This window comes from Streptomyces sp. NPDC028331 (genome assembly GCF_055565775.1).
The window spans coordinates 1-23,737 of sequence record NZ_JBVHTR010000028.1 but is presented as its reverse complement, the minus strand read 5'-3'; the positions used below and the strand labels follow the sequence as shown (position 1 = coordinate 23,737).

Below are 23,737 nucleotides of genomic sequence, written 5' to 3'. Positions count from 1 at the left end.
TCGAAGGGCCCCACTGTTCGCAGTGGGGCCCTTCGACGTTGTCCGTCTCAGTTTCCGTCTCAGTTGGTTCTTTCTTCGGTACCGGGCGGCACCCAGAGCGCGTCCCCGACTTGCTGGGCGACCTTGCGGAGCATGGTTCCCGTCACATGCATGTACCGGGCGCGCATCCGCGCCGCTCCCCCAGGCTCCCAACCCATGATCGAGTCGATCACCACGTCTGGGACTCCGAGGATCAGCAGCACGGTGGCGGCAGTGTGCCGAGCGTCGTGCAGTCGGCCGTCTCGTACGCCCGCGTCCCGGAGAAGCCGCTTCCAGACGTGAAAGTCGGTGTTCGGGCTCAACGGCCCGCCGATCGGCGAGGCGAAGACGTACCCCTTGCCCTCCCATTCCGCACCGGCCGCGATCCGCTCCCGGTCCTGTACCTCCTGGTGCTGGCGGAGAATTCTGATCAGCGGGTCAGGCAGCCCGATGGTGCGCCGCCCCGCGCGTGACTTGGTCGACTTGTGCTCGCGCCGGATCTGCTCCCGCTTCGGGCAGTAGCCCGCCTTCCTGCCACACGGATCAGCACCGCAGCCGTGCGCATACTTGGGCCGCAGCCGGTTCTTGCGGATGCGGACATACCCCGCGTCCAGGTCGACGTCTTCCCAGTGCAGCCCGAGCGCTTCCCCTTGGCGGAGGCCGAGGGCCAGGGCGACGACCCAGCGCGCGCTGTTCCGGAGCTTGGCCGCCTCGACCAGCAGGCTCTGAACCTCTTCGATCGTGTACGGCTCGATGTCCTCCTCTTCGAGGCGGGGAGCCTTGGCGATCTCGGCAACGTTGGTGGCGACGTGGCCACGTCGGACAGCTTCCCCCAGGGCGACCCGGATCGTGCGGTGGACGTGGTGGGCAGTGCCGGCCGCGCTCCCGGCCTCCTGCATCTTCCGGTAGAAGCGCTCCAGGTGCTCCGGCTCCAGGCGGTCGAGCTTGTGGGCACCCAGGCCGGGCACGAGGTGGACCCGAACATCGACCTCATAGCCGTCGTACGTGTTCTCCGAGACGTACGGCTTGGCGATGTTCTCGACCCAGTGCTCCAGCCACGCTTGGACGGTCCAGCTCTGGCCCGGCTTCCTGAGCTTCTTCTCATCCCGCGCCCGCTCCATCTCGCGAACGGCCTTGGTCACCTCGGCCTTGGTCTTTCGCTCGATGTGACGGCGGTCGGGCTTGCCGTCATCCCGGACGCCGACCGTCACACGTCCGTGCCACTTGCCGTCCTTACCGAGGTAGATGGACGAGGCCCCGTTGGGTTGACGGGTGCGCTTCTGCTCTGCCACGTCCCCTTCCCTACGCAACCGCAGCCGGGCGCCGCAGCTTCGCCACGTACGCAGAGAGAGCGTCGACCGGGACTCGCCGGAGCCGCCCCACAGTCACGGACTCGATCTCGCTGGACATGACCAGCCGGAAGCACGTCGTAGGACCGATACGGATGCTGTCGCGCGGCCTCTTCCACGGTCAGCAGCACGAAGGCCGAGTCAGCGGCGGCCTCGTCAAGGCAGCTCGCTCCGCTCACCGCGCGCGGCCCGGCTCCCGGCCGGGCCTGCGCTCCTAATGGCGCGGTAAGTCGCTGGGCGGTTTCTCTTCCGAGCGTCTTTGGACGGGGAGGCATGTGGTGATCCGTAGCCGCTCCTGAGACCTGACCTCAAGACAGAGCTGGCCCCGCCGCCCCCGCTCGCACACAAACAGCGGCATCGTTGGCTCTCGTGGTCCAAGCCGCCGCCAGGGAACACCTCTCACCGCTCGGCGAACGTCCGCAGTTCTGCAGCTCACCGAACCCCTGGCGACCGCTGGGATTGCGAACGGCTAATCGGATGACGGGCCCTGGAGCCCTGCAACGGACGGCGGTGCTCCGACCCATCCCGTCGGACGCAGGGAGCGGGCTGCCGCCTGTGGTCCGCCTGCCAGGCTCCTGCCGTGCTAGAGGCGCTGACGGCTCGCCTGGTGATTCTGCGAGCTGAGAGGGGAATGCAGCTTGAGGGGTCAAGCCAGGGGAGGGCTAGCGAATGGCGCAGCGTAGTAGTGGCCGAGGCAACGAGTACCAGCGGCAGCAGCAAGCTTTGCGGCGGGCCCAGGAGCAACAGGCCCGCCAAGCAGAGCGGGCCCGCAAGGCTGCTGAAGCGGCCAGCAAACGGCGGGAGCAAGAGCGGAAGGCTGCGTATCAAGAGCAGCAGGCCGAGCATGCCAAGGTGCAGACGATCGGGGTCGAGCACGAGGTCGAGCAGCTGAGCCAGTTGCTGCGTGATGCTCTGGTCGGTGACCCGCCCACGACGTTCGAGCGCCGACGGAGGACTCATACGCCGACGGTGTTAGATGAACGCCCTTGGTCCCGCCCGGAGCCTTCACCGCGGTGGGAAGACTTCGCACCCCCAGGGCCCGGCGGTCTGGGTGCCGTCCTGGGCTTTGGCAGGAAGCGACACGAGGCGGAGGTCGCCGAGGCCCGTGAGCGATTCAGGGAAGCGCAGGCGCGGCATGCGCGAGCTGAGGAGAAGCGCCGGGCGACGCTGGAGCAGAAACGCGCGGAGCACCGTCAGGCGGAGGAGCGATCCGCTGAGGAGGTCGAGGCCTTCAACAGGCAGTTGGATGAGCAGCGCGAGGCGTATCGCGCCGGCGATCCGGAAGCAGTGGAAGCGCACCTAGGGGCCGTCCTCGATGCCTCGTCGTACCCCATGGGCTTCCCTCACGAGCACCTCATCGCCTTCCGCCCTGCTACGGGGGACGTCCTTGTGGAGATTCAGCTGCCGCCGGAGACAATCGTGCCCGCCGCGCGCGGCTACAGGTATGTGAAGAGCCGGGATGAGATGACTGTGGTGCCTCGGCCGGAGAAGGAGCGTAAGGAGATCTACTCGTCTGTCTTGGCGCAGGTCGCTCTACGGACCGTCCACGAGATCCTGGCCGGCGATCCGGACCGAGTGGTCAACGGCGTCATCTTGAACGGTCGCGTCAAGACCATCGACCGAGCTACTGGTCAGGAAGTCTCACCCTGTCTCGTCACACTGAGTGCCAGCAGGGAACAGTTCGGAAAGCTGCGGCTCAGCCAGGTCGATCCCGCTGCCTGTCTCAAGGGGCTCAACGCACTCGTATCTCCCAACCCTTACGACCTCGAACCCATCCGGCCCATCATCGAATTCGACCTGACCAAGTACCGCCTGATGGACAGCATGGACGTGGTAGCTGACCTGGACAGCAGGCCCGTACTGGTCAAGCTGACCCCCACCGAGTTCGAGCACCTGATCCGCCAACTCTTCGAGGCGATCGGGATGGAGGCATGGAACACACAGGCCTCAAAGGACGAAGGTGTGGACGCGGTGGCCGTCAGCAAGGACCCGGTCTTCAACGGTGAGTGCATCATCCAGGCCAAGCGCTACAGCAAACTCGTGGGCGTTGAGGCCGTGCAGGCATTGGCAGGCGTCGTGGAACACAAGCGAGCCGCCAAGGGCATCCTGATCACTACCTCATGGTTCGGCAGGGCCAGCCACGACTTCGCCCGTCAGCATGGTCGGCTCCAACTCATCGAAGGCCCGGAGCTCAAATACCTGATCAAGGAACACCTGGGCAAGGACGTGATCCCAGGACCGGTTCCTCCGAAGCGTCCGTCGCGCTAAGAACGGGTCGGCCCGCACGACTTCTTACTGAGCCAGGTACTGACCGTCTCTTTGAGGTCGGAGGAACCAAACGATTTACATGTCTCATGGCGTGATTTAAAAAATGCGGAGGCAAGGAATATGTCGAGCAACTCGCCTGGGCCGTCGGATCCTCGGCCTGCATCCAACGCTTCGAGCAACATCCTTTCTTTCATCGGGGGGCTCTCCGTTCCCGCTATTGGCTGGCTGGTTGCAATAATTCCTGGCACCCCTCCAACTCTTCCCTTCATTGCACGCGTCGTCCTGACAATGATAGTAATATGGCTTTTTGCGAGAGATCCTCAGTGGCTTAGTATATCCACGACTCACCTCGGAAATACCCGCTTCCGGACCGTTGCCCTGTTGGTCGTTGGTGCAGTGCTCGCCGGCTTCGCTCCTGCCATCTATGCAAATCTAGCGGCATCGAAAGAGCGTGATGCAGTTAGGGTCCGGCGTGATATCGAGTCGTCCGTCGGAGTCGCTAACGTCACGGCCGGAGATACGCGTTACGAAAAAGCAATCGGAGCGAGTGGCGGTGATCACATCATCGCCCAGGTGTACCTGCGCAATATTTCGATAGATCGCGCGTTGGATGGCTCTCGCCTAAAGTGGTCGTTCCGACATATTGCCGGAGAGGCGTGGGCCCTGGATGTGAGTCTCACAGCAACAGGGGAACTTTCCGCGAACGATGAAGCATTGATCGAACTTAATTCGACTAAAGGTTCCAAGCCGACGCTGGCGGCAGATACTGAGAGAAGTATCAACATGAGATCTGCCGACCCGAAGGGTACAGAGCACGACACCACTCTTCGTAGCGATGGTGCTATGTCTGGTGAACTAGAGCTCCCAACTCTTCAACCCAAAAATCCTTACGACTCACTGACCGTGGCCCTCCCTGCAGTAGTGCAGGGAGGTAAACCTGAATAAGTACTTTTAAGTGTCAACGCTTTTCTCGTGGCTGCCGCGCAGTTTGTGCGCCCCTAATGCGATGACCGACTAGTACGGCCGACGGTACTGACGGCAACGTTCGCGGACGGCGACGGCTCTCGGCAGTTCGTGATGAAGGTGATGAGAGGGCGTCGAGTCGGGCTTGTAGGGCCTGCCCGCATCTTCTAAGCACTTGGTCCGGACAACTGAGCAGCGCAGGACCGAGGCTTGGCCTTGTCGACGCCAGCAATTAGTCCCGCGCTGCATTCCACCCTCGGCACAACACTCGGATACGCCCACGATGAGCCAGACCTCTACCGGGTACGCCGCCACCAGAGGCACTTACGTCAGGCTCGGGCACTTGTCGGTCAGCGCTCTCGCGCGAGGTACCAGTGCGTGAAGTTATCCAAACTCGGAACGTCGCGCTCCTCGAAGCCTGCTCTTTTCAGCATCCTCTGACTTGGCAGATTTTTGGGACCAACCTTGCCCCATACATGCACGTATGAGCTATCCGGTTCGCTGTCAAGGATGTCGTGCAGCGCCTCCTCGAGTACTTGGTTGCCCAATCGGTGACCCTGCCGCCGAGTACGAGCAGCGGTGCCAAGCATCATGAGCATGCGCCGTGCCTCACCAGCAGGGGGCATGAGTGCCGGATCATTAGACACCAAACGGGCGTGTGTGAACGCAGCTGCGATGCCCTCGCTGTCCTCAGCGATGAGAAACCGGTGGCCGGGCTACTTCGACGTCTTCAGGTCCTCCCAGACTTAGGTCCGGGCTCCCGAGTTCCACACGAGGAAGGTGACGTGCTGCCGAGCCTGTTCCTGTAGGCGGTTTCCCGGAAGGCCTGTCGGCCCAGGCCGCTCACCGGGTCGACCCGCACGTCGCGCATCCCGGCCGGCGCCAGGTTCGCGCGCAGGTCGTGGGCGGCGGGCAGTTCGGCGTCGTACGTGCGGGAGGCCGAGGTGAGGGCCAGCGTCGACGTTCCGTCGGGCGATGCGTAGTTGCAGACGTCCGGGGCCCGGCCCTTGTCGGGGCTGACCAGGGCCACGAGCGGCGCGTCGGCGATGAGCGGTTTGGCGGCGTCCGCGGTCAGTGCGGTGCACAGGCGGGACGGTGGAGCGTCTTCACCGGACCGGCGGCGCCGGTGCCGGCGACCGAACCGGTGGTGCAGGCGCCGGCGGCAGGAGGGGTGGTGCCACCGGCAGCCGAGGGTGTGGAGTGGGTCGTGGTGGTGCAGGCGGTCAGCAGACCGAACACGATCACCGTGATCGAACCGGCGGCGGCACGGAGGAAACGACGCACCATCATGGGATCAGGTCCTGTGGGTCGGGCGAATGCGGGAACTGTTCGAGCCGAGAGGCGCCCCGCCGGCCGGCGGGGCGCCTCCGCGGACCGTTCACGACCGAACGCGGTCACGAGCAGACAGGGTCACTTCGACCAGACGTGGTACGTCCCGTAGTCGCTGACGCGCAGGTTGGTCGTCCAGTTGCCCCACCGCTCGTTGGACCAGTAGTACTGCCAGGCACTGTGGTTCGGGTTGCTCGGGCTCGACAGGCAGCGCTTCCCGGTGGAGTGTGCCGCTGTGGCAGCCGCTGGTGCGCCGACGGCCCCGCCCGTTCGGTCGGGCGGGGCCGTCGGCCGGTGGTGGGAAGGTCAGGGCACCGACGTGTAGGTGTTGCTGGCCCACAGGGCGCCGCCCGTGCCGGGGCCGCCGCCGCTCTTGTAGACGACGAAGTTCCCGTCGCTCTGGAGGAGGGCGTAGGCGCCGGTGTGGCCGCTGGTGTGGGTGGACCACAGGGCGCTGCCGCCGGAGGTGTAGACGACCAGGTTGCCGTCGCTCTGCATGTACATGTAGGCGCCCGCGTGACCGTAGGTGCCGGTGGACCAGATGGCCTTGCCGTCGTGCTTGCGGTACATCACGACGTTGCCGTCCGGCTGCACCACGAGGCGGGTGTAGCGGGTCTGGCTCCACCAGCCGCCCGTGAGCTTCTGGCCCGACTTGATCGTCGTCGAGCGCACGTTGGTGCCGTCCGCCCACAGGGAGCCGCCGGTGCCGGGGCCGCCGCCGGGGCCGTACACCACGAGGTTGCCGTCGTCCTGTAGCAGGAGGTAGGCGCCGGAGTGGCCGTTGGTGTGGGTGGACCACAGGGCGCTGCCGCCGGGGGCGTAGACGACCAGGTTGCCGTCGCTCTGCATGAAGGCGTACGCACCGGAGTGGCCCGAGGTGTGGCTGGACCAGATCGCCGGGCCGTTGCCCGTCGCGCCCGTCCTGAGGTAGGCGGCCAGGTTGCCGTCGCTGCCCATCGACAGCGTGACGTTGGCACTGCTCAGGCGGTGCCCGGAGGTCAGCTTCTGTCCGGGCTGCAACGCGTTGACGGTGTTCGGGCCGCCGGCGAAGGCGGCGGTGCCGTTGGGGGTGCCGAGCCCGGTCGGGCCGTCGTAGCCGGAGCCCGCGGTGCACAGGTAGCTCGGTGAGCAGGTGCCGTCGGATCCCGTGGTGACGTCGTTCAGCGCCGAGGTGTGGCCGTAGGGGTACGACGACGGGTAGCTGTTCGCGGTCGGGGTGCCCGCGAGGGCGTAGGTGGCCGCGACGATGGGCGACGACGCGCTGGTGCCGCCGAAGACGTCCCAGCCGGAGGCCCCGTAGCTGTCGTAGACCGCGACGCCGGTGGCCGGGTCGGCGACCGCCGAGACATCGGCGACGCTGCGCTTGGAGCAGCCGGTGTCCGACTGCCAGGACGGCTTGGGCTCGTCCGCGGAGCACCCGGATCCGGTGCCGTCGGTGCTGTCGGTGGACCAGACCGACTCGCTCCAGCCCCGGGAGGTGTTCGCACGGGTGAGGGAGGTGCCTCCGACGGCGGTGACGTACGGGGAACTGGCCGGGTACTCGGCGCCGTAGCCGTTGTCACCCGCGCTGACGGTGATGGCGACGCCGGGGTGGTCGAAGTACTGGACGTCCGCGGTGGTCTCGCTCGGGTCCTCGGTGCCGCCGAAGGAGTTGGAGACGTACTTCGCGCCGAGGGCCACGGCCTCGTTCTCGGCCGTGCCGAGGTCGGACACGCTGGCGGATTTGGCCTCGACGAGCAGGATGTGGCACTGCGGGCAGACGGCGCTGACCATGTCGAGGTCCAGGGAGATCTCGCCGGCCCATCCGGTGTCCGCGCTCGGGTAGGTGGTGCCGCCGGTCTGGTTGACCTTGCGGAAGCAGCCGTTCGCGGTGGTGCAGGCGGGCAGGCCGTACTGGGACCGGTAGGTGGCGAGGTCCGACTCGGCGGTGGGATCGTCCATGGCGTCGACGATCGCCACGGTCCGGCCCGAACCGGCCGTGGTGGACGGCAGGTTGTAGGCGCTCTGCAGGTCCGTGGGGCCGTAGCCGGACGGTGTGGTGTCCGGCCCGAGCGTCATGTGCTGGACGATGTCGGTCCTGGCCTCGGCGAGGCACGCCATCCGGCCGGGCTCGGTGGCGTGTGCGCACAGGTGCTTGACGTGGGCCGACGAGGTGGCCGGGGCCGCGGAGGCGGTGTCCGTGAGCGGTCCGCCCGCCAGGAGGGCCGCGGCGGCCAGCCAAGCGGCCGCGACGGCGCCCGCGCGGCCTCTGTGCCTGCGTCTGCCGCCCGGCTCCGATGTCGCGTGTTCGGCGCTTGAGCGCAAGGGAGTGTCCTTCTTGTGTGGTGCCGACGGGGAGCGACGTGCCTGATCGTGGCCGTTGTTCCGACGGATGCCGGCGGCCGGGGGGCGACATCTGCCGATCGGCGCCGTGTGACGTGCACGCAGGGCGGGGGCTGCTCGGAGGGAGCGCGTGAGCAGAACTGATGCCTCGTCAGGTGAGCTGGCGCCGACTTCGTTGACGGTCCGATGAGGGAGAAAGGCCGCTGGCCGCGACGCTATCCGCCCTGTCCGATCAGAGACAATCAGGCGAAAGTAAATCCTTGATCAGAGTCGGCTGACAGCCGGTCTGCGTCAGCCGGAGATCGTCGCGAGTCCCGCGATGCCGACGACGTAGACGATCACCGCTGTGACGCTGTCGATGCCCATCCGGGCGTACTGGCGGCGGGGCCGGAAGACGAGGCCCGCCATGTAGACGATGGTCAGGATCACGGCCAGCGCGGTGAGATAGACGTCCGTGTGGTGCGCGGCCGGCAGCACCGGCTTGCCCGAGACGAGGCTCGCGAGCAGGAACAGCACGGGCAGGAAGGCGTTCCCGCCGAATATGTCGCTGACGGCGAGCTGGTAGTCGCCGAGCCGGGTGGAGGTCAGGCCGGTGCTGATCTCGGGCAGGGCGGTGGCCACGGCCAGCACCGTGGCACCGAAGAGCACGCCGCTGAGCCCCTGCCGGGCGAAGAACTCCTCGCCACTGCGTTCGATGACCACACCGGCCACCAGGGTCGCCAGGGCCGAGACGGAGAACACGAGCGCGGCACGTGCGGTGCTCACGCCCCGGTCGCCGGCGGCCTTCTCCTTCTTGGCCCTGGAGTGGCCGCGTGGTTCCGGCTGGTTGTCGGGGGCGTCGCCGCCTTCCCGCCACGGCAGCCCGCGCCCGGCCCGGTCGAGCAGTACCAGACCGATCACCCACAGCGCGGCGATCACCACGGACGCCGGGGCCAGACCTGCGGCGTGCAGACCGGCGGGGAGCTGCGTGCCCATGACGACCACGGCCAGCACCGCCACCACCAGGGCGCCCTCCAGGACCAGTTGGAGACTGGCGGCCAGCCGGGTCAGGGGTGCGCGGGGACGGACCCCGGTGGCGTCCAGGACGGCCAGGACGACGGTCTGGACGGCGATGCCGCCGAGGATGTTGCCGACCGCGACGTCGAGTTGGCCGGCCAGCGCGGCGCTGACGGTGATGGCGGTCTCGGGCAGATTCGTGGCGATCGCCAGGAGGATCAGACCGCCGAGCGCACTGCCGAGGTGGAGCCGTTCGGCGAGTACGTCCGTGGTGTCGGACAGCTTGACGCCCGCGTACCAGATGACCGCGGCACCGGCCGCGAACAGCAGGAGCAGAACCGGCGAACTCAAAGATCCCATGGCGCGTGGAGTACCCGCCGGCCTCGAACGGAACCTGGTGGCGCGGCCGGGTGCGCTCCCGACGGGGGGATGCGCCGGGGCGTACGCCGGTTGCCGCCGTGGAGGAGGTACGAGCCGGTCGAACGGCTTGGCGGCATGGCCGGGTTCCGCGCCCTGAACCGGCCTGATCGGGGTACTCGCGAGCACACCGGAGGGTCGGGGCGCCACAGCGCCCCGGCCGATCGCTGGAACCGAGACGGATGGGTGGTGATCTCCGTGACGAGCACGCAGCCGCATTACACCGGACGCGACCACAGCGTGAACCGCTCCGCTCAGGAGCCGGTGAGTGAGCTGGTGCATCGGGCTTCGCAGCAGTTGACGGAGTTGGTGCGCGGCGAACTGAGGCTGGCGCAGGCGGAGATGAAGGAGAAGGGCAGGCGCTACGGGCGGGGCGGCGGGCTGTTCGGCGGTGCCGGAGTCGTCGGCCTGCTCGCCCTGCAGGCCCTGGTGGCCACGATCATCGCGGCGCTGGCCGTACCCCTGCCGGTGTGGGCCGCCGCTCTGATCGTCACCGTGGCGCTGGGCGTGATCGCGGCGGTCCTGGCCGTGACCGGGAAGAAGCAGGTCGGCCGGGCCGCACCGCCCACGCCCCGGCAGACGATCGAGAACGTCAAGGCCGACGTGGCCGAGATCAAGGAGAGTGCGCACCGATGAGCAAGCCGACCGACGACGGACAGGGCGCCACGGGCACGGAGGAACTGCGGGTACAGCTCGAACACAGCCGGGAGGAGCTGGGGCAGACGGTGGAGGCGCTGGTGGCCAGGGCCGACGTCAAGGCCCGCGCCCAGGAGAAGGCCGCCGAAGTCAAGGAGCAGGCCGTGGTCAAGGCCGCCGAAGTCAAGGACCAGGCCATGGTCAAGGCCGCCGAAGTCAAGGACCAAGCCGTGGTCAGGGCCGCCGAGCTGAAGGCCAAGGCCGCCGGTGTCGCGCACCAGGTGCAGGACAAGCTGCCCGACACGGTCAGGGGCAAGGCGGCCCGGGCTGTCGGCGGGGCCCGCGCGCAGGCGTCTCAGGCCGGGCGGGTGTGGGAGGACCGGGCACCGGAGCCGTTGCGGCGGCAGGCGGCCCTGGGCGCCCGGGCGGCACGGGACAAACGGACCGTGCTGCTGGTGGCCGCCGCTGGGGCCGCGACGCTGTGGCTGGCGGCTCGCCGCCGGAGGCGCGGTGGGGGCACCCTCTCTTAAGAGTCCGCGCCGCGTGGCACGGGACCACACCATCGCCGGTGGCCGGAGCACCTCCGGTGGCCGGGGGCGGGCCGCGCGACGGCCGCTGCCCTCCGGGCAGGCTCGCGCAACCACGGCGGCCGACGGCCCGCAGGTCGGTCGGTTCCGTGCCCGCCGCCCCTGCCCTCCCCGGCCCGGAGCTGCTCCCCCGGGCCTCGCCGTCGCCTTGTCCCGCCGCCCCTGGCGGCCGGGCCCACCGCACCTCCACCGTCGGCTGTGCGGCCTCGTCCTCCCCGGAGCAGCTCCGAGCGGCGAAGACCCCGGACGGGCTGCCGGCGCACCCGGCGCTCGCCGGGGCGGCGGCACCGCCACGCCCCTGAGTGGCGCCCGGCGAAGGTCCCGGCTGTGCACCGCCCCCGCCCCGGGGCAGCATGGATATACCGGAAGCCTGATTCAGGCGTGGAGCGATGGGGGTACAGGACGCCGGCCACGCCGGCAGGCGGAGGGAGGTCCTCGATGTCAGCCGAACCCTTCCAGGTGGACGGCGACGAATTCGGCCCCGCACGCTCCCGGCGGACCGGCCTGCTGGACGTGCTCAGCGTCGCCGCGGTGGTGCTCGACCAGAGCGGGCGCATCGTGTTCTGGAGCCCGCAGGCCGAGGAGTTGTTCGGCTACACCGCGGGGGAGGCGCTCGGCGAGTACGCGGCGCGGCTGCTGGTGCACCCGGAGCACGTCCAGTCCGTGCTGAGCCTGTTCGCCGAGGTGATGGAGACCGGCCGGAGCTGGGCCGGGGCCTTCCCCATCCGGCACAAGAACGGCGACACCCGGCTGATGGAGTTCCGCAACATGCGGCTGTGGAACGACCGCGGGGACGTGTACGCCCTGGGCATCGCCGCCGACCACGTCGTCCTGCAGCGTCTGGAGACCGACCTGGCGCTGTGCGAGCGGCTGGTCAACCAGTCCCCGATCGGCCTCGCCCTGATGGACCCCGACCTGTGCTACCTCCTGGTGAACCCGGCCCTGGAGCGCATCGACGGCGTTCCCGCCGAGGAGCACATCGGCCGGCACCTGCGGGAGACCGTGCCGTTCGCCGACGTCGACACCATCGAGTCCGCCCTGCACCAGGTGCTGGCCACGGGCACCCCGCTGCTCGACCAGTACCACGTGGGCCGCACCCCCGCGGACCCCGACCACGACCACGCCTGGTCCCTCTCCTTCTACCGCCTGGAGGACCCCGGCGGACGCGTTCTCGGCGCGGCCACCTCCGTCGTCGACGTCACCGAGCGGCACCGCGCCGCCACCGAGGCCGACCGGGCCCGCCGGCGCCTCGCCCTCATCGCCGACGCGTCCGCCCGCGTGGGCAACACCCTGGAGGTGGAGCAGACCGCCCGCGAGCTGGCCGACGTCGCCTCGCCCGATCTGGCCGACGTGGTCGCCGTGGACGTCCTCGACTCCGCCCTCGCCTTCCGCCGTACCGGCAAACCGGAAAGCGGCCCCGAGCTCTTCCGCACCCTGGCCCTCAAGGCGGCCCACCCCACCGTGGCCCTGCGCGCCGCCGACGCCCCCGGCGACCTCGCCGCCTACGACGGCGACCGGCTGGTGACCCTGTGCGTGCACACCGGCCGGCCGGTCCTGGTCCGCCACGTCGGCGAGCACGATCTGCCGCGTATCGCCCGCGACCCCGCGGGAACCACCTTGCTGGCCCGGGCCGGGGTCCACTCCTACCTCGCCGTGCCGCTGATCGCACGCGGCGAGGTCATCGGCGCCCTCGACCTCAAGCGCACCCGCAACCCGCTCCCGTTCGACGACGACGACGTCGTCCTGGCCACCGAGCTGGCCGGGCGGGCCGCCGTGGCCATGGACAACGCCCGCTGGTACCAGAGCGTGCGCAACACCGCCCTCACCCTGCAGCGCAGCCTGCTGCCCGACCACGCCCCGCACCACACCGGCCTGGACCTCGCCACCCGCTACCAGCCCGCCCAGACCACCAGCGAGGTCGGCGGCGACTGGTACGACGTCATCCCGCTGACCGGCGACAAGACCGCTCTGGTCGTCGGCGACGTCATGGGCAACGGCATCGACGCCGCCGCCACCATGGGCCGGCTGCGCACCGCGACGTGTGCCTACGCGGACCTCGACCTCGCGCCCGAGGTCGTGCTCCAGCACCTCGACAAGATCACCTGCGATCTGGAGCACTACATCGTCACCTGCCTGTACGCGGTGTACGACCCCCACCGGAAGGAGTGCCGCATCGCCAACGCGGGGCACCTGCCGCCCGCGCTGGCCCGCACCGGCCGTGACCCGACCCTGCTGGACCTGCCCAGCGGGGCCCCGCTCGGCGTCGGCGGCATCCCCTTCGAGGTCTCCACCACCGACCTCGAGCCCGGTGACCTGCTGGTCCTGTACACCGACGGCCTGGTGGAGACCCGCCATCACTCCATCGACGACCGGCTGAACGCGCTCCTCTCCCTCCTCGACCAGCCCCAGCGTCCCCTGGAGGAGACCTGCGACCTCCTGCTGCACGGGCTGCGCCACCCCGACGACCACGACGACGTCGCCCTCCTCGTCGCCCGCGCCCAGTAGGAGCACGGGGCACCCGGATCGGCCGAACGGTCGCGGAGGCCCGCGGCTCGGGGCGGACCGGACGCGAAGGGGCCCCGGCCGATCACGGCCGGGGCCCCCTTCAGCTCCGCCTCACGGTCGCCGGGGCTCCCGCACGACCGCCACCTCGCCCGGCTCCACCGTCACCGAGCCGGGCGCCGGCTTGCCCGTCAGCAGCTCCACCGCGTCCTCGGCGACGGTCACCCGCGCGCCGCGGCCCGTGTGGTCGATGACGAACAGGTAGTCCGCGGAGGGACCTCGCCGCCGGACCACCTCCACGCCCTCCGGCGCCGGCCGCACCGGCTCCACGCCCGCCTCGGTGCGGATGCGGGTCAGCAGGGAGGCGAGGGTGTCCGGGTCGGGCCGGGTGGCCAGGTACCAGGCGGTGCCCTCGCCGTGGGCGTGGCGCGTCACCGCGGGGACGCCCTGAAGAGGGCCGCCCTCGTACGACGACACGGCCTCGGCGCCCTCCAGGCGCAGCCGCTCCGACCACAGGGTCGCCGTCCCGCCGCCGCTCAGCGGCACCGACTCGCCCGGCAGCAGCGGGAACAGCTCGTCCGACCTGACCCCCAGCGCCTCGCGGAAGGCCCCGGGGTAACCGCCGAGGCGAACATGGCAGTTCTCGTCCACCGCCCCGCTGTGGAAGCCCACCGCGAGGGTTCCGCCGCGCTCCGCGAACCCGGTGAGCTTCGCCGCGCCCGCGTCGTCGACCAGGTACAGGCTGGGCGCCAGGACCAGGCGGTAGGGCGACAGGTCGGCGTCGGGGCGGACGAAGTCCACGGCGACGCCCGCGCGCCACAGCGGCTCGTACCAGGCGCGGACCAGGTCCGCGAAGCGGACTTCGGCGCTGGGCTGGGAGGGGAGTTCCAGGGCCCAGCGGGCGTTCCAGTCCCAGACGATCGCCACCTCGGCGGTGCCGGTGCTGCCGCGGACCTCCGCGAGGGCCTTCAGGTCGGCGCCGAGTCGTACGACGTCCCGCCAGATCCGGCTGTCCGTGCCCGCGTGCGGCAGCATCGCCGAGTGCCACTGCTCGGCGCCCGCCTTGGACGCCCGCCACTGGAAGTAGGCGATGCCGTCCGCGCCGTGCGCCACGTGGGCGAGCGCGTTGCGGCGCAGCTCGCCCTCGGTCTTGGCGCGGTTGACGGGCTGCCAGTTCACCGCTCCCGTGGAGTGCTCCATGAGGAACCAGGGGCCGCCCGCCATCGAGCGCATCAGGTCACCGCTCATGGCGATGTCGATGTGCGATTCCGGGTCCGTGGAGCGGAGGTAGTGGTCGTTGGAGACGACGTCCAGCTCCGGGGCCCAGCGCCAGTAGTCCAGCGCCTCGAAGCTGAAGTTCACCATGAAGTTGGTGGTGGCCGGGATCGAGGGGGCCGCCGCGCGCAGCACGTCCCGCTCGGCCGTGTACAGCGACAGCAGTTCGTCGGAGCAGAAGCGGCGCCAGTCGAGCTGGTGGGTGGGGTTGGCCACGGCGCCGGTCGCGCGCGGGGGCAGGATCTCGTCCCAGTCGTAGTACCACTGGCTCCAGAAGGCGGTGCCCCAGGCGTGGTTGAGCGCCGCCAGGTCGTCGCCGTACTTGGCGCGCAGCCAGCCGCGGAAGGACGCCGCGCTGATGTCGCAGTGGCACTCGGCGTTGTGGCAGCCGTACTCATTGTGGACGTGCCACATCGCGACGGCCGGGTGGTCGGCGTACCGCTCGGCCAGCTTGCCCGCGATGCGCAGGGCGGCCTCGCGGTAGGCGGGGCTGGACGGGCAGAAGGTCTGCCGGCTGCCGTAGGACAGGGTGCGGCCGTCGCGGTCCACCGGCAGTGCCTCGGGGTGGGCCCGGAAGAACCAGGCGGGCGGGGCCGCGGTGGGGGTGGCGAGGTCGGCGGCGATGCCGTTCTCGTGCAGCAGATCGAGGACCCGGTCCATGCGCGAGAAGTCGTACACGCCCTCGACGGGCTCCAGCAGCGCCCAGGAGAAGATCCCGACGCTGGCCACGGTCACCCCGGCCTCGCGCATCAGGCGCATGTCCTCGGCCCAGACCTCCTCGGGCCACTGCTCGGGGTTGTAGTCACCGCCGTAGGCGATGCCGGGTACGGACAGGGTGCGCTTCACAGGGTGCCTCCGGCGAGGAGTCGGCGGGTCGTGGCCACGCCCCACGCGTCGAGGGACAGCAGACGGTCGCTGGAGGCCATCAGGCCCCCGGTGGCCTCCACGTGGGCGGCCCAGCGCTCGCGGGTCTCCACCGCCGGGCGGGCCATCAGGCAGTCGGGGTCGTTGATCCAGAGGCGGCCGTGCTGCCACTGGCGTGCCCGGCCGGTGAACTCGGCGGAGTCCTGCCCGGGCTGGCTGAAGTCGTCCGCCTCCGGGCGGCGGTGCGGGGCCGTGTCGGGGCTGACGCGCATCGCGTCGAACAGCCCGATGGACGGCAGGATCGGCGCGCCGCAGCCCAGCAGGTAGGCGTCCGGGCCGATGGCGTCCCGGATGAGGGCGATGCCCGCGCGGTAGGCCGCGAGCGGGTCGGCACCGGAGTGCCGTACGCCGTCCAGGGCGCCCGCGTAGAGGAAGTCGACCTTGAAGTAGTCGTAGCCCTCGCCGCGCAGGGTGGCGAAGACGTGCGTCAGATATGCCGCCGCGTCCGGGTGGGTGGTGTCCAGGGCGTACAGGTCGTGGTCCCAGTTGTGGCCCGCGTGCACCGGCGCGCCCGCCGCGTCCCGGATCAGCCAGTCGGGGTGGGCGGTGGCCAGTTCGCTGTCCGGGGCGACCAGGAAGGGCGCCGTCCAGATGCCGGCCCTGCGGCCGCGCGCCCGGATCGTGTCGGCGATCGCGGAGCGGGAGCGGAAGCGGCCGGAGAGGGTGAGCCAGTCACCGAGGGCGCTCTGGTAGCCGTCGTCGATCTGCACCACGTCGACGGGCAGGTCCAGGGTGTCCATGGCCCGCAGGTTCTCGTGGATGTCGTCCTCGGTGACCTCGGTGAAGTACTCGTACCAGGAGCACCACACGGTCGGCGCGGGGCGCGGCGGCGCCACGCCGAGACCGTCGGCCCACGCGGCGAGGACGGACCGGATGTCCGTCCCGGTCAGCTCCCGGACCGGCCCGTCCGCGCTCACCTCGGCCCGGTCGCCGTGCACGTCCAGCCGGATGGAGGGGACAGCGCGGTACGGGTCCGCGGCCGCCCACAGCCTGACCGGCGTGCCGTCTCCCGGGTCGAGCGCGAGCAGCCCCTCGCCCTGGAAGACGCCGGCGGGGACCGTGCGGCCGGGGCGGTAGCAGACGGTCGCCCAGTTGTCGTTCGCCGGACGGTGGGGCTTCTCCCCGAGGGCGTAGGCGCCGCTCGGGCTCCAGGACTGCCAGCCCTCCTCGTGGACCCGTGCACGGGCGACGTCCACGGGCACGGAGGCGAGCGGCGTGAAGGGGTGGTGCACAGTGCTTCTCTCTCGGAAAAGGGGTCGGTCAGCCCTTGTTGGCGCCCAGGGTCAGGCCGCTGACGAACTGGCGCTGGAGCACGAAGTACACGATCAGCGTGGGGATCGCGGTGAGCAGCGCGCCGGCGGCGACCAGGTTGGGGTCGGTGAAGTACTGCCCGGACAGGTTGTTCAGGGCCGAGGTGATCGGCATCCGGTCACCGGTGGAGATCAGCACGATGGCCCAGAAGAAGTCGTTGTAGATCCAGATGGACAGCAACGTCGCCAGGGCGGCCATCGCGGGCTTGCACAGCGGCAGCACGATCTGCCAGTACATCCGCCACACCGACGCGCCGTCCACGAGGGCGGCCTCGGTCAGTTCGTGCGGCAGCATGCGCATGTAGTTGCTCAGCACGAACGCGCAGAAGCCGGACTGGAACGCCACGTGGATGAGCACCAGGCCCAGCGCGGAGTCGTACAGCTTGCCGCTGGTGGTGATGCCGGGCAGGTCGATCAGCAGGTACAGGCGGTACAGCGGGGTGATGATGACCTGCTGGGGCAGCAGGTTGCCGGCCGTGAACACCAGCAGCAGCGCGATGTTGAACCGGAAGTCGAAGCGGCTGACGTAGAACGCGACCATCGACGACAGCAGCAGCGTCAGCAGCACGGCCGGGACCGCGATGATCAGCGTGTTGCCGAAGTAGTGCATCATGTCGGACTGCTTGAACGCGTTCGTGAAGTTGTCGAAGCTCAGCTTGTCCGGCCAGGAGACGTAGCCCTTGGCGCTGGTCTCCGAGTACGGCCGCAGGGCCGCGAAGATCGCCCACAGCAGCGGGGCGAGCCAGGCGAGCGAGGTGACGACGAGGAACACGTGCAGCAGGACCCTCGCCGGGCGGACGGGGGTGCGCTGCTTGGCAGCGAGCGCGACGGTGGGGGTGCTCATGCGCGCCGCTCCTTCCGGAAGGTCGCGATCAGGTACGGGATGATGACCGCGAGCGAGATGACCAGCAGGACGACGGCGATCGCGGAGCCGTATCCGATCCGGCTGGACTCGCCGATGATGTTGTTGGTGATCAGGATCGACAGCAGCTCGGTGCCCTGGGCGCCCTTGTTGAAGACGAACACCAGGTCGAAGGCGCGCAGGGCCTCGATGATGGTGACGACCAGGACGACGGTGTTGGTGGGCCGCAGCGTCGGGAAGATGACGTTCTTGAACGTCTGCCATTCGTTGGCGCCGTCCAGCGCGGAGGCCTCTCGCAGGGACGGGTCGACGCCCTTCAGACCGGCCAGGTAGAGGATCATCATGTAGCCGGTGTGCCGCCAGGACGCGGCGACCAGAACCGCCCACAGGTTGAGGTGCGGGTTGCCGATCCAGTCGATGTAGTGGCCGGGCTTGTTGGCCCCGATGAGGCTGTTGATCAGGCCGGTGTCGGGGTTGTAGACGAGCTGCCAGACGAACCCGGTGACCGCCAGCGACACCACGACGGGCAGGAAGAACGCCGTCTGGTAGATGCGGCTGAACCGGATCCTCTTGTCGAGCTGCACGGCCAGGAACAGGCCCATCGGCGTCGGGATCAGGATGAGCACGACGAACCAGATGATGTTGTGCTCGACGGCCGGCCAGAACTGCGGGTTGTCGGTGAACAGTTGCTTGAAGTTCTGCAGCCCGACCCACTTGATGGAGTCGAAGCCGATGCCGTCCCAGGTGGTGAAGGCCAGCGCGACCGAGGCGAGGGCCGTGACCCACACGAGCGCGACGTGCAGGATCGTGGGAACGCCCGCCATCAGCCCGAGGGTGAGGCGGTCGCGGCGGGTGAGCAGGCGGCGGTGCCCCTGCGGGACGCGCTTCTTCTGGACGGGCGCGCCGCCCGGAGGCGGCACCTCGGCCGCCTCCGGGTTCTGGATTCCGGTTTCGATGCTCATGAGGACGCGAAGATCGTCTTCTTCTGGCGCTCGATGGAGGACAGGATGCTGTCCACGCCCTTGGGGTTGCGGACGAAGTTCTGCAGCGCGGGCTGCATCACCGTGGAGGTGAAGTCCGGGCGGCTGTCGCGGTCCATGAACTGGGTGAGGTTCTTGGCGCCCGAGATCATCGTGTACGCCTTCTTCTGCAGCGCCGTGTACGAGGAGGTGTCGGCCTTGCTGGAGGCGGCCACCACGCTCGGGTCGGACTTGAGGTAGATGGCCTCGGCCTCCGGCGTGCCCAGGTACTGAAGCAGCTTCACGGCGCCCGCGTGGTTCTTCGGGCTCTTGCTGAGCATGAAGCCGTCGGTGGGGGCCTCGACGGTGTCCTGGCCGTAGGCGGAGTTGATCTCCGGGAAGGCGAAGAAGTCGAGGTCGTCCACGTCGGCCTTGTTGGTGAACTGCTGTGCCACGAAGGAGCCCAGCAGGTACATGCCCGCCTTCTTCGACACCAGCGTCTGCGCGGCGTCCTGCCAGGTGCGGCCCACGGCGCCGTCCTGGTGGTAGGGCAGCAGCTCGGCCCAGTGGTCGAAGACGGCCTTCACCTTGGCGTCGTTCCACGACTCCTTGCCCGCCATCAGGGACTTGTGGAAGTCGTAGCCGTTGAGGCGGAAGTTGATCTGGTCGAAGGTGCCCATCGCGGGCCAGGCGTCCTTGTCGCCGAACGCGATCGGGACCAGGTTGTCCTTCTTCATCTGCTTGCACAGCGCCACGAGTTCGTCCCACGTGGTGGGGACCTTGTAGCCGTGCTGCTGGAAGACGCTCTTGCGGTAGAAGATCGCCCACGGGTACGTGTACAGCGGCACGAAGTAGTACTTGCCGTCCTCGCCCTTGCTGAGCTGCTTCATCGCGTCGGGGAAGTTGGCGCCGATCGTCTGCCACACGTCGTCGATCGGGGAGGCGAGCCCCTTGGCCGCGAAGAACTGCATGCGGTAGCCGGCGAACCAGGTGAACACGTCGTCCGGCGTGCCCTGCAGGTAGGAGTTGATCTGCTCCTGGAACGTGTTGTGGTCCTTGGTGTTCACCGCGACCTTGATGCCGTCCTTCTTCTGGAAGGCCGCGTAGATGTCGGCGAACGCCTTCTTCGGCACCGCGTCCGAGGCGTTGGAGCCGAGGGACACGGTCTTCGAGTCACCACCCGAGCCACTGCTGCCGGCGCAGGCGCTCAGCAGGGGGACGGCCGCGCTCAGCGCTGCGGCGCCGCCTATCCCGCGCAGCAGGGTGCGGCGGCTCGGACCGGGGAGGGAGAGACCGGAGGGTGAGTGATGCATTGCGGCTCCTGGGGGCAGGGGTCCCGGGTGGTTCCGATCGAAGGGTCAGAAACGATCAGAATCAAACTTGACCGAACATCGTGGCGTCATAAGACGCGAATGTCCGCTCCTCCGTCAAGAGCCGCCAAGGGCCGTTTTTGAAACGTGACCGACACGGCGTTGATCGGTGGCGGTCACGCCGGGCCGTCCCCGAGGGATGGCAAGACGAGTGCCGGTAAAGAAAAGTAAACAGTTTCAGACAGCACCTATCGGAGCCCCTGTCGGCCCGGGGCCGGTGGAACCGCTGCCGCTAGCCGATCCGGACCGTCTTCGAGACGGTCACCTGGTCGATGTCGCTCGTGCGTACGGTCGCCTTCATCGTCCACCGGCCCGGCAGCGGGAGGTTCAGGGTGTCGGTGGCCCAGTAGCCGCCCCGGTCGGTCAGCTTCGCGTCGAGCGGGCCGACGTCGCGGCCCTCGAGGGTGAAGGTGAGGCGTAGTTCGGGCACCGTCGCGATGCCCCCGTCGGGCCCGAAGACCAGCGCCTGGACGCCGTTCTCGCCCACCCGGCCGGGCGTCAGCTCGATCTGCACCTTGCCGTGCCCCCCGGGGGTGCCCACGTCGAAGGGGATCACCGTGGCGGAGCCCAGGGGCTGATCGGCGGCGGCCGTGTTCGCCGCCGCCTCCTCGGCCGCCCGGCCCGGCTGGGCTCCGGTGAGCAGGGTGGTGAGGGCCAGGACGACGACCCCCAGGGAGATCTCGGCGAGCACGGAGCGACGCAGGGCCTGGAGGTGGAGTGCGGGGCCGCCCGTGCCCTCGGCGGGGCCCGTGGGCGCGTCCTCGGGGTCCGCGTCCGTCCGTGCGTCCACGGCGTCCCGTGGGTCCTGTAGGTGCGCCGCGTCCCGTACGTCCACGGCGCCTCGTACGTGAACGGCGCCGGCGTCCCGTGCGGCGGCCCCCACCGTGGCCCGCACCCGCTCCGGTGCCGCTCCCTCCGCACCCTCCGCCGCCGGAGGCGCAAGGCGTGCCGTGAAGCGGCGGGAGAAGGCCGCCGCGGTGAGCAGCAGCGCGACCGCGGCCAGCTTGGCGAGGAGCAGCCTGCCGTACGGCGTCGAGGTGAGCGCGTCGAGGGAGCCGAGGCCGCGCCAGGACTGGTAGACGCCGGTGACGACCAGGACGGCGACCGCGGCGAACGCCAGCCGCGAGAAACGGGCGACCGCGCCGGCGGGCAGTTCCCCGGGCGCCCGTTGCACCACCGTCACCAGGGCGGCGAGGCCGCCGAGCCACACCGCCATCGCCAGCAGGTGCAGCACGGCCGAGGTCATCGCGAGCGGCACCTGGATCCCGGCGGACGCGTGCTCGGCCACCGCCCAGGTCAGGGCGAGGCCGAGCGACAGAAGGCTCACGATCGCGAACCGGAGCCGGGCGGAACCCGCGGGTCCGCGCCCGTCGGCCGGTGCGCGGAGCACTCCGGCCCGCGCCGCGACCGGCACCGCCACCGCCAGCAACGCCACCCGCACGAGCAGCGCGAGGCCCGGGCGGCTCGTCGCCGTCTCCCGCAGCACCGTGAGGTCGAGGGCCGCCGCCGGGCCGCTGCCGCGCTCGTAGGGGCCCCGGAGCAGCAGCAGGCCGAGCGTGGCCGCCAGCAGCGTCCACCAGCCGCCCACGAGCAGTCCGCGCGGCGCGACCACGCCGGTGACCATCGCGAACGCGGTGGCGCCGAGCAGCAGCGCGAGGCCGCAGTAGGCGATGTAGCGGGCCGTGTTGTACAGGGCGGTGGAGGCGGCGTCCTGGGCCTCGTCGTCCGGCAGGGCCGCCGTGGTCGCCGTGCGCTTGCCCACGGAGAAGGTGAGCGCGCCGGACACGGGGTGGCTGTCGGCCGACACCACCCGCCAGGCCACGATGTACGTGCCCTGCTTCAGATCGGGCAGGGTGACGTGCGCCGTGTCCGCGCGGCCGTCCGCGTGTTCCTGTTCGCCCGTGTGAACCCGGCGGTTGCCGGGATCGAACACGCGGATGGAGTTGTCCAGCAGCCCGACCGACTCGGAGAAGGTGAGGGTGATCGCCTTCGGCGCCGTCCTCAGCACGCTGCCGTCCGCCGGGTCGGTGCCCGTCAGCGCGGCGTGCGCGGAGGCCGCACCGGCGCCCGCGAGGAGCAGCAGGGGAGCGACGAGCAGGACGAACGCGAGGTGCCGCAGCCGCCCGCCACGCCGGTCCGCGCCCCGACTCCCCCCGTCCACACGTCCTCCGTCCACGTCACGTCTCCCGTATCCGCCGGTTCCGGGTCTCGGTTACGTACGGACGCGGCGGGCCCTCTTCTCATCGTCGGCCGCCCCGACCGGGCCGGCCGCCGGCCGAGTCGCCCGGCGTCTGGCTCGGAGCCGTCACCAGGTGGGCCGGGCCGACACCCCGCCGTCCACCACCAGGTCGTGGCCCGTGATCCAGGAGGCGAGGGGGGAGGCCAGGAACACGCAGGCGTTCCCGACGTCCTCCGGACGTCCCAACCGGCCCAGGGGCGCCGCCCGTTGCCACCGCTCCACCCCCTCCGGCCAGTCCTCGGCGATGCCCTGGCGGTGGATGAGGCCGGGCGAGACGGTGTTGACGCGGATGCCGTGGGGCCCGTACTCGAGGGCGGCGGAGCGCGCGTGCATCACGACGGCCGCCTTGGACGCGCAGTAGTGGGCGTGCAGCGGGGCCGGGTGCGTGGCCTCGACGGAGGCGATGTGGGTGACGGTGCCGCCGCCCGCGTCGCGCATCACCTCCGCGGCGGCCCGGGTGCAGGCGAAGACGCCCGACAGGTTGGTGTCCACCACGGCCCGCCAGTCCGCGGCCGTCATCCCGGCCAGCTCCTGCACGGGCTGCACCCCCGCGTTGTTGACCAGCGCCGTCAGCCGTCCGCCGCCCCACTCGGCGGTCTCGGCCACCAGGCGTCGGCACTCCTCCTCGACGGTCAGGTCCGCCCGGAGCACGACCGCCCGGGCTCCCGTGTCCCGGATGCGGGCGGCCACGTCGTGCGCCGCCGCGACCGACGTACGGCAGTGCACGGCGACCGCCGCGCCCTCCTCGGCGAACCGCAGCGCGATCCCGCGCCCGATGCCGCCGCCCGCCCCCGTCACCAGGGCCACCTGCCCTTCCAGCAGCCCGCTCACGGCCGGCACAGCTCCGCGATCCGGGCCGCCTCGGCCGGGTAGCGGGCCGTCAGCACGGCGGCGTCGCCGTGCTCGTAGGACTCGTAGGTGAAGCCCGGCGCCATGGTGCACCCGAAGAGCGTCCAGGAGCCGCCCGCGGCGACCCGTCCGCCCATCCAGGTGCCCGCCTCCACGGTGAACTGCACGTGCTGGCCGCCGAGGACGTCCGGTCCGAGGACGGCCGTGCGGGTGCCGCCGTCGGGGGCGAGGAGCAGCAGCTCCAGCGGGTCGCCGAGGTAGAAGTGCCAGACCTCGTCGGCCGGGAGGCGGTGCAGGGCCGAGTGGTCGTCGGGGGCGGCGGTCAGCAGGGCGACGATGGCGGTGCCCTCCGGCCGCCCGTCGGCCCGGGCCGGGCCCGTCCAGGTCCGGCGGAACCGCCCGCCCTCGCGCGGGATGGGTTCCAGCCCGTAGTGGGCGATGAGGTCGTCTGGGGTCACGGCAGCAGGCTAGTGCTGTGACCGGAAAGGTTCACCGGCTCGCGACGCCCGGCACGGCACCTCGCCGCGTTGTCGCACCACCCGAGTACATCCAGTACGCGGGC

At 70.1% G+C, this 23,737-nt stretch carries 18 protein-coding genes; 5 read left to right on the top strand and 13 right to left on the bottom strand.

The window, feature by feature from the left end; all coding sequences use genetic code 11:
- Window positions 1-59 precede the first annotated feature (59 nt).
- A complete protein-coding gene (locus ACZ4SW_RS31365) occupies window positions 60-1,310 on the bottom strand; it encodes a tyrosine-type recombinase/integrase (RefSeq protein WP_468252213.1) in 1,251 nt (416 codons plus the stop codon).
- A gap of 726 nt (window positions 1,311-2,036) precedes the next feature.
- Between ACZ4SW_RS31365 and ACZ4SW_RS31360 the strand changes: the two genes are divergently transcribed.
- Window positions 2,037-3,635: a restriction endonuclease gene (locus ACZ4SW_RS31360; protein WP_468252212.1), complete on the top strand. Its 1,599-nt coding sequence runs from the start codon at window positions 2,037-2,039 to the stop codon at window positions 3,633-3,635.
- A gap of 381 nt (window positions 3,636-4,016) precedes the next feature.
- On the top strand, window positions 4,017-4,580 hold the full coding sequence (locus ACZ4SW_RS31355) for a hypothetical protein (protein ID WP_468252210.1): 564 nt from the start codon (window positions 4,017-4,019) through the stop codon (window positions 4,578-4,580).
- 748 nt (window positions 4,581-5,328) lie between these two features.
- On the opposite strand, the gene ACZ4SW_RS31350 is transcribed toward ACZ4SW_RS31355, so the two are convergent.
- From ACZ4SW_RS31350 to ACZ4SW_RS31335, 4 genes are all read right to left on the bottom strand, one after another.
- Window positions 5,329-5,628 (bottom strand): hypothetical protein, encoded by a 300-nt coding sequence (locus tag ACZ4SW_RS31350; protein WP_468252209.1) that lies wholly within the window; start codon window positions 5,626-5,628, stop codon window positions 5,329-5,331.
- Window positions 5,629-5,669: 41 nt separating this feature from the next.
- The gene (locus ACZ4SW_RS31345; protein ID WP_468252208.1) at window positions 5,670-5,888 is read right to left on the bottom strand and encodes a hypothetical protein; all 219 of its coding nucleotides are present in this window, start codon (window positions 5,886-5,888) and stop codon (window positions 5,670-5,672) included.
- A 345-nt stretch (window positions 5,889-6,233) separates the two neighbouring features.
- Window positions 6,234-8,144 carry a hypothetical protein gene (locus ACZ4SW_RS31340; RefSeq protein WP_468252291.1) on the bottom strand — a complete coding sequence of 637 codons (1,911 nt, stop codon included), beginning with the start codon at window positions 8,142-8,144 and terminating at the stop codon, window positions 6,234-6,236.
- A gap of 396 nt (window positions 8,145-8,540) precedes the next feature.
- Window positions 8,541-9,605 (bottom strand): sodium:calcium antiporter, encoded by a 1,065-nt coding sequence (locus ACZ4SW_RS31335; protein ID WP_468252207.1) that lies wholly within the window; start codon window positions 9,603-9,605, stop codon window positions 8,541-8,543.
- A gap of 321 nt (window positions 9,606-9,926) precedes the next feature.
- Between ACZ4SW_RS31335 and ACZ4SW_RS31330 the strand changes: the two genes are divergently transcribed.
- From ACZ4SW_RS31330 to ACZ4SW_RS31320, 3 genes are all read left to right on the top strand, one after another.
- Complete coding sequence (locus ACZ4SW_RS31330; protein WP_468252290.1) at window positions 9,927-10,298, top strand: phage holin family protein; 372 nt, start codon at window positions 9,927-9,929, stop codon at window positions 10,296-10,298.
- Window positions 10,295-10,828 (top strand): DUF3618 domain-containing protein, encoded by a 534-nt coding sequence (locus tag ACZ4SW_RS31325; RefSeq protein WP_468252206.1) that lies wholly within the window; start codon window positions 10,295-10,297, stop codon window positions 10,826-10,828. Before ACZ4SW_RS31330 ends, ACZ4SW_RS31325 begins: the two co-directional genes overlap by 4 nt.
- 495 nt (window positions 10,829-11,323) lie before the next feature.
- Window positions 11,324-13,390 (top strand): SpoIIE family protein phosphatase, encoded by a 2,067-nt coding sequence (locus ACZ4SW_RS31320; protein ID WP_468252204.1) that lies wholly within the window; start codon window positions 11,324-11,326, stop codon window positions 13,388-13,390.
- Between the two features lie 111 nt (window positions 13,391-13,501).
- Here ACZ4SW_RS31320 and ACZ4SW_RS31315 read toward each other — a convergent pair whose 3' ends face one another.
- From ACZ4SW_RS31315 to ACZ4SW_RS31280, 8 genes are all read right to left on the bottom strand, one after another.
- Window positions 13,502-15,508: a beta-galactosidase gene (locus tag ACZ4SW_RS31315; protein WP_468252203.1), complete on the bottom strand. Its 2,007-nt coding sequence runs from the start codon at window positions 15,506-15,508 to the stop codon at window positions 13,502-13,504.
- Window positions 15,505-16,818, bottom strand: a complete 1,314-nt coding sequence (locus ACZ4SW_RS31310; protein WP_468252201.1) for a glycoside hydrolase family 36 protein — start codon at window positions 16,816-16,818, stop codon at window positions 15,505-15,507. The genes ACZ4SW_RS31315 and ACZ4SW_RS31310 overlap by 4 nt, the downstream gene beginning before the upstream one ends.
- 28 nt (window positions 16,819-16,846) lie before the next feature.
- Complete coding sequence (locus ACZ4SW_RS31305) at window positions 16,847-17,740, bottom strand: carbohydrate ABC transporter permease (RefSeq protein WP_468252199.1); 894 nt, start codon at window positions 17,738-17,740, stop codon at window positions 16,847-16,849.
- Window positions 17,737-18,720, bottom strand: coding sequence for a carbohydrate ABC transporter permease (locus tag ACZ4SW_RS31300; protein WP_468252198.1), 984 nt, complete (start codon window positions 18,718-18,720; stop codon window positions 17,737-17,739). Before ACZ4SW_RS31300 ends, ACZ4SW_RS31305 begins: the two co-directional genes overlap by 4 nt.
- Entirely contained in the window at window positions 18,717-20,030 is a 1,314-nt protein-coding gene (locus ACZ4SW_RS31295) for an ABC transporter substrate-binding protein (protein ID WP_468252197.1), read from the bottom strand. The genes ACZ4SW_RS31300 and ACZ4SW_RS31295 overlap by 4 nt, the downstream gene beginning before the upstream one ends.
- Window positions 20,031-20,319: 289 nt before the next feature.
- Window positions 20,320-22,248 carry a copper resistance CopC/CopD family protein gene (locus ACZ4SW_RS31290; RefSeq protein ID WP_468252194.1) on the bottom strand — a complete coding sequence of 643 codons (1,929 nt, stop codon included), beginning with the start codon at window positions 22,246-22,248 and terminating at the stop codon, window positions 20,320-20,322.
- A gap of 144 nt (window positions 22,249-22,392) precedes the next feature.
- Window positions 22,393-23,166, bottom strand: coding sequence for an SDR family NAD(P)-dependent oxidoreductase (locus tag ACZ4SW_RS31285; RefSeq protein WP_468252193.1), 774 nt, complete (start codon window positions 23,164-23,166; stop codon window positions 22,393-22,395).
- Entirely contained in the window at window positions 23,154-23,633 is a 480-nt protein-coding gene (locus ACZ4SW_RS31280; RefSeq protein WP_468252192.1) for a cupin domain-containing protein, read from the bottom strand. The genes ACZ4SW_RS31285 and ACZ4SW_RS31280 overlap by 13 nt, the downstream gene beginning before the upstream one ends.
- Between the last annotated feature and the right edge of the window lie 104 nt (window positions 23,634-23,737).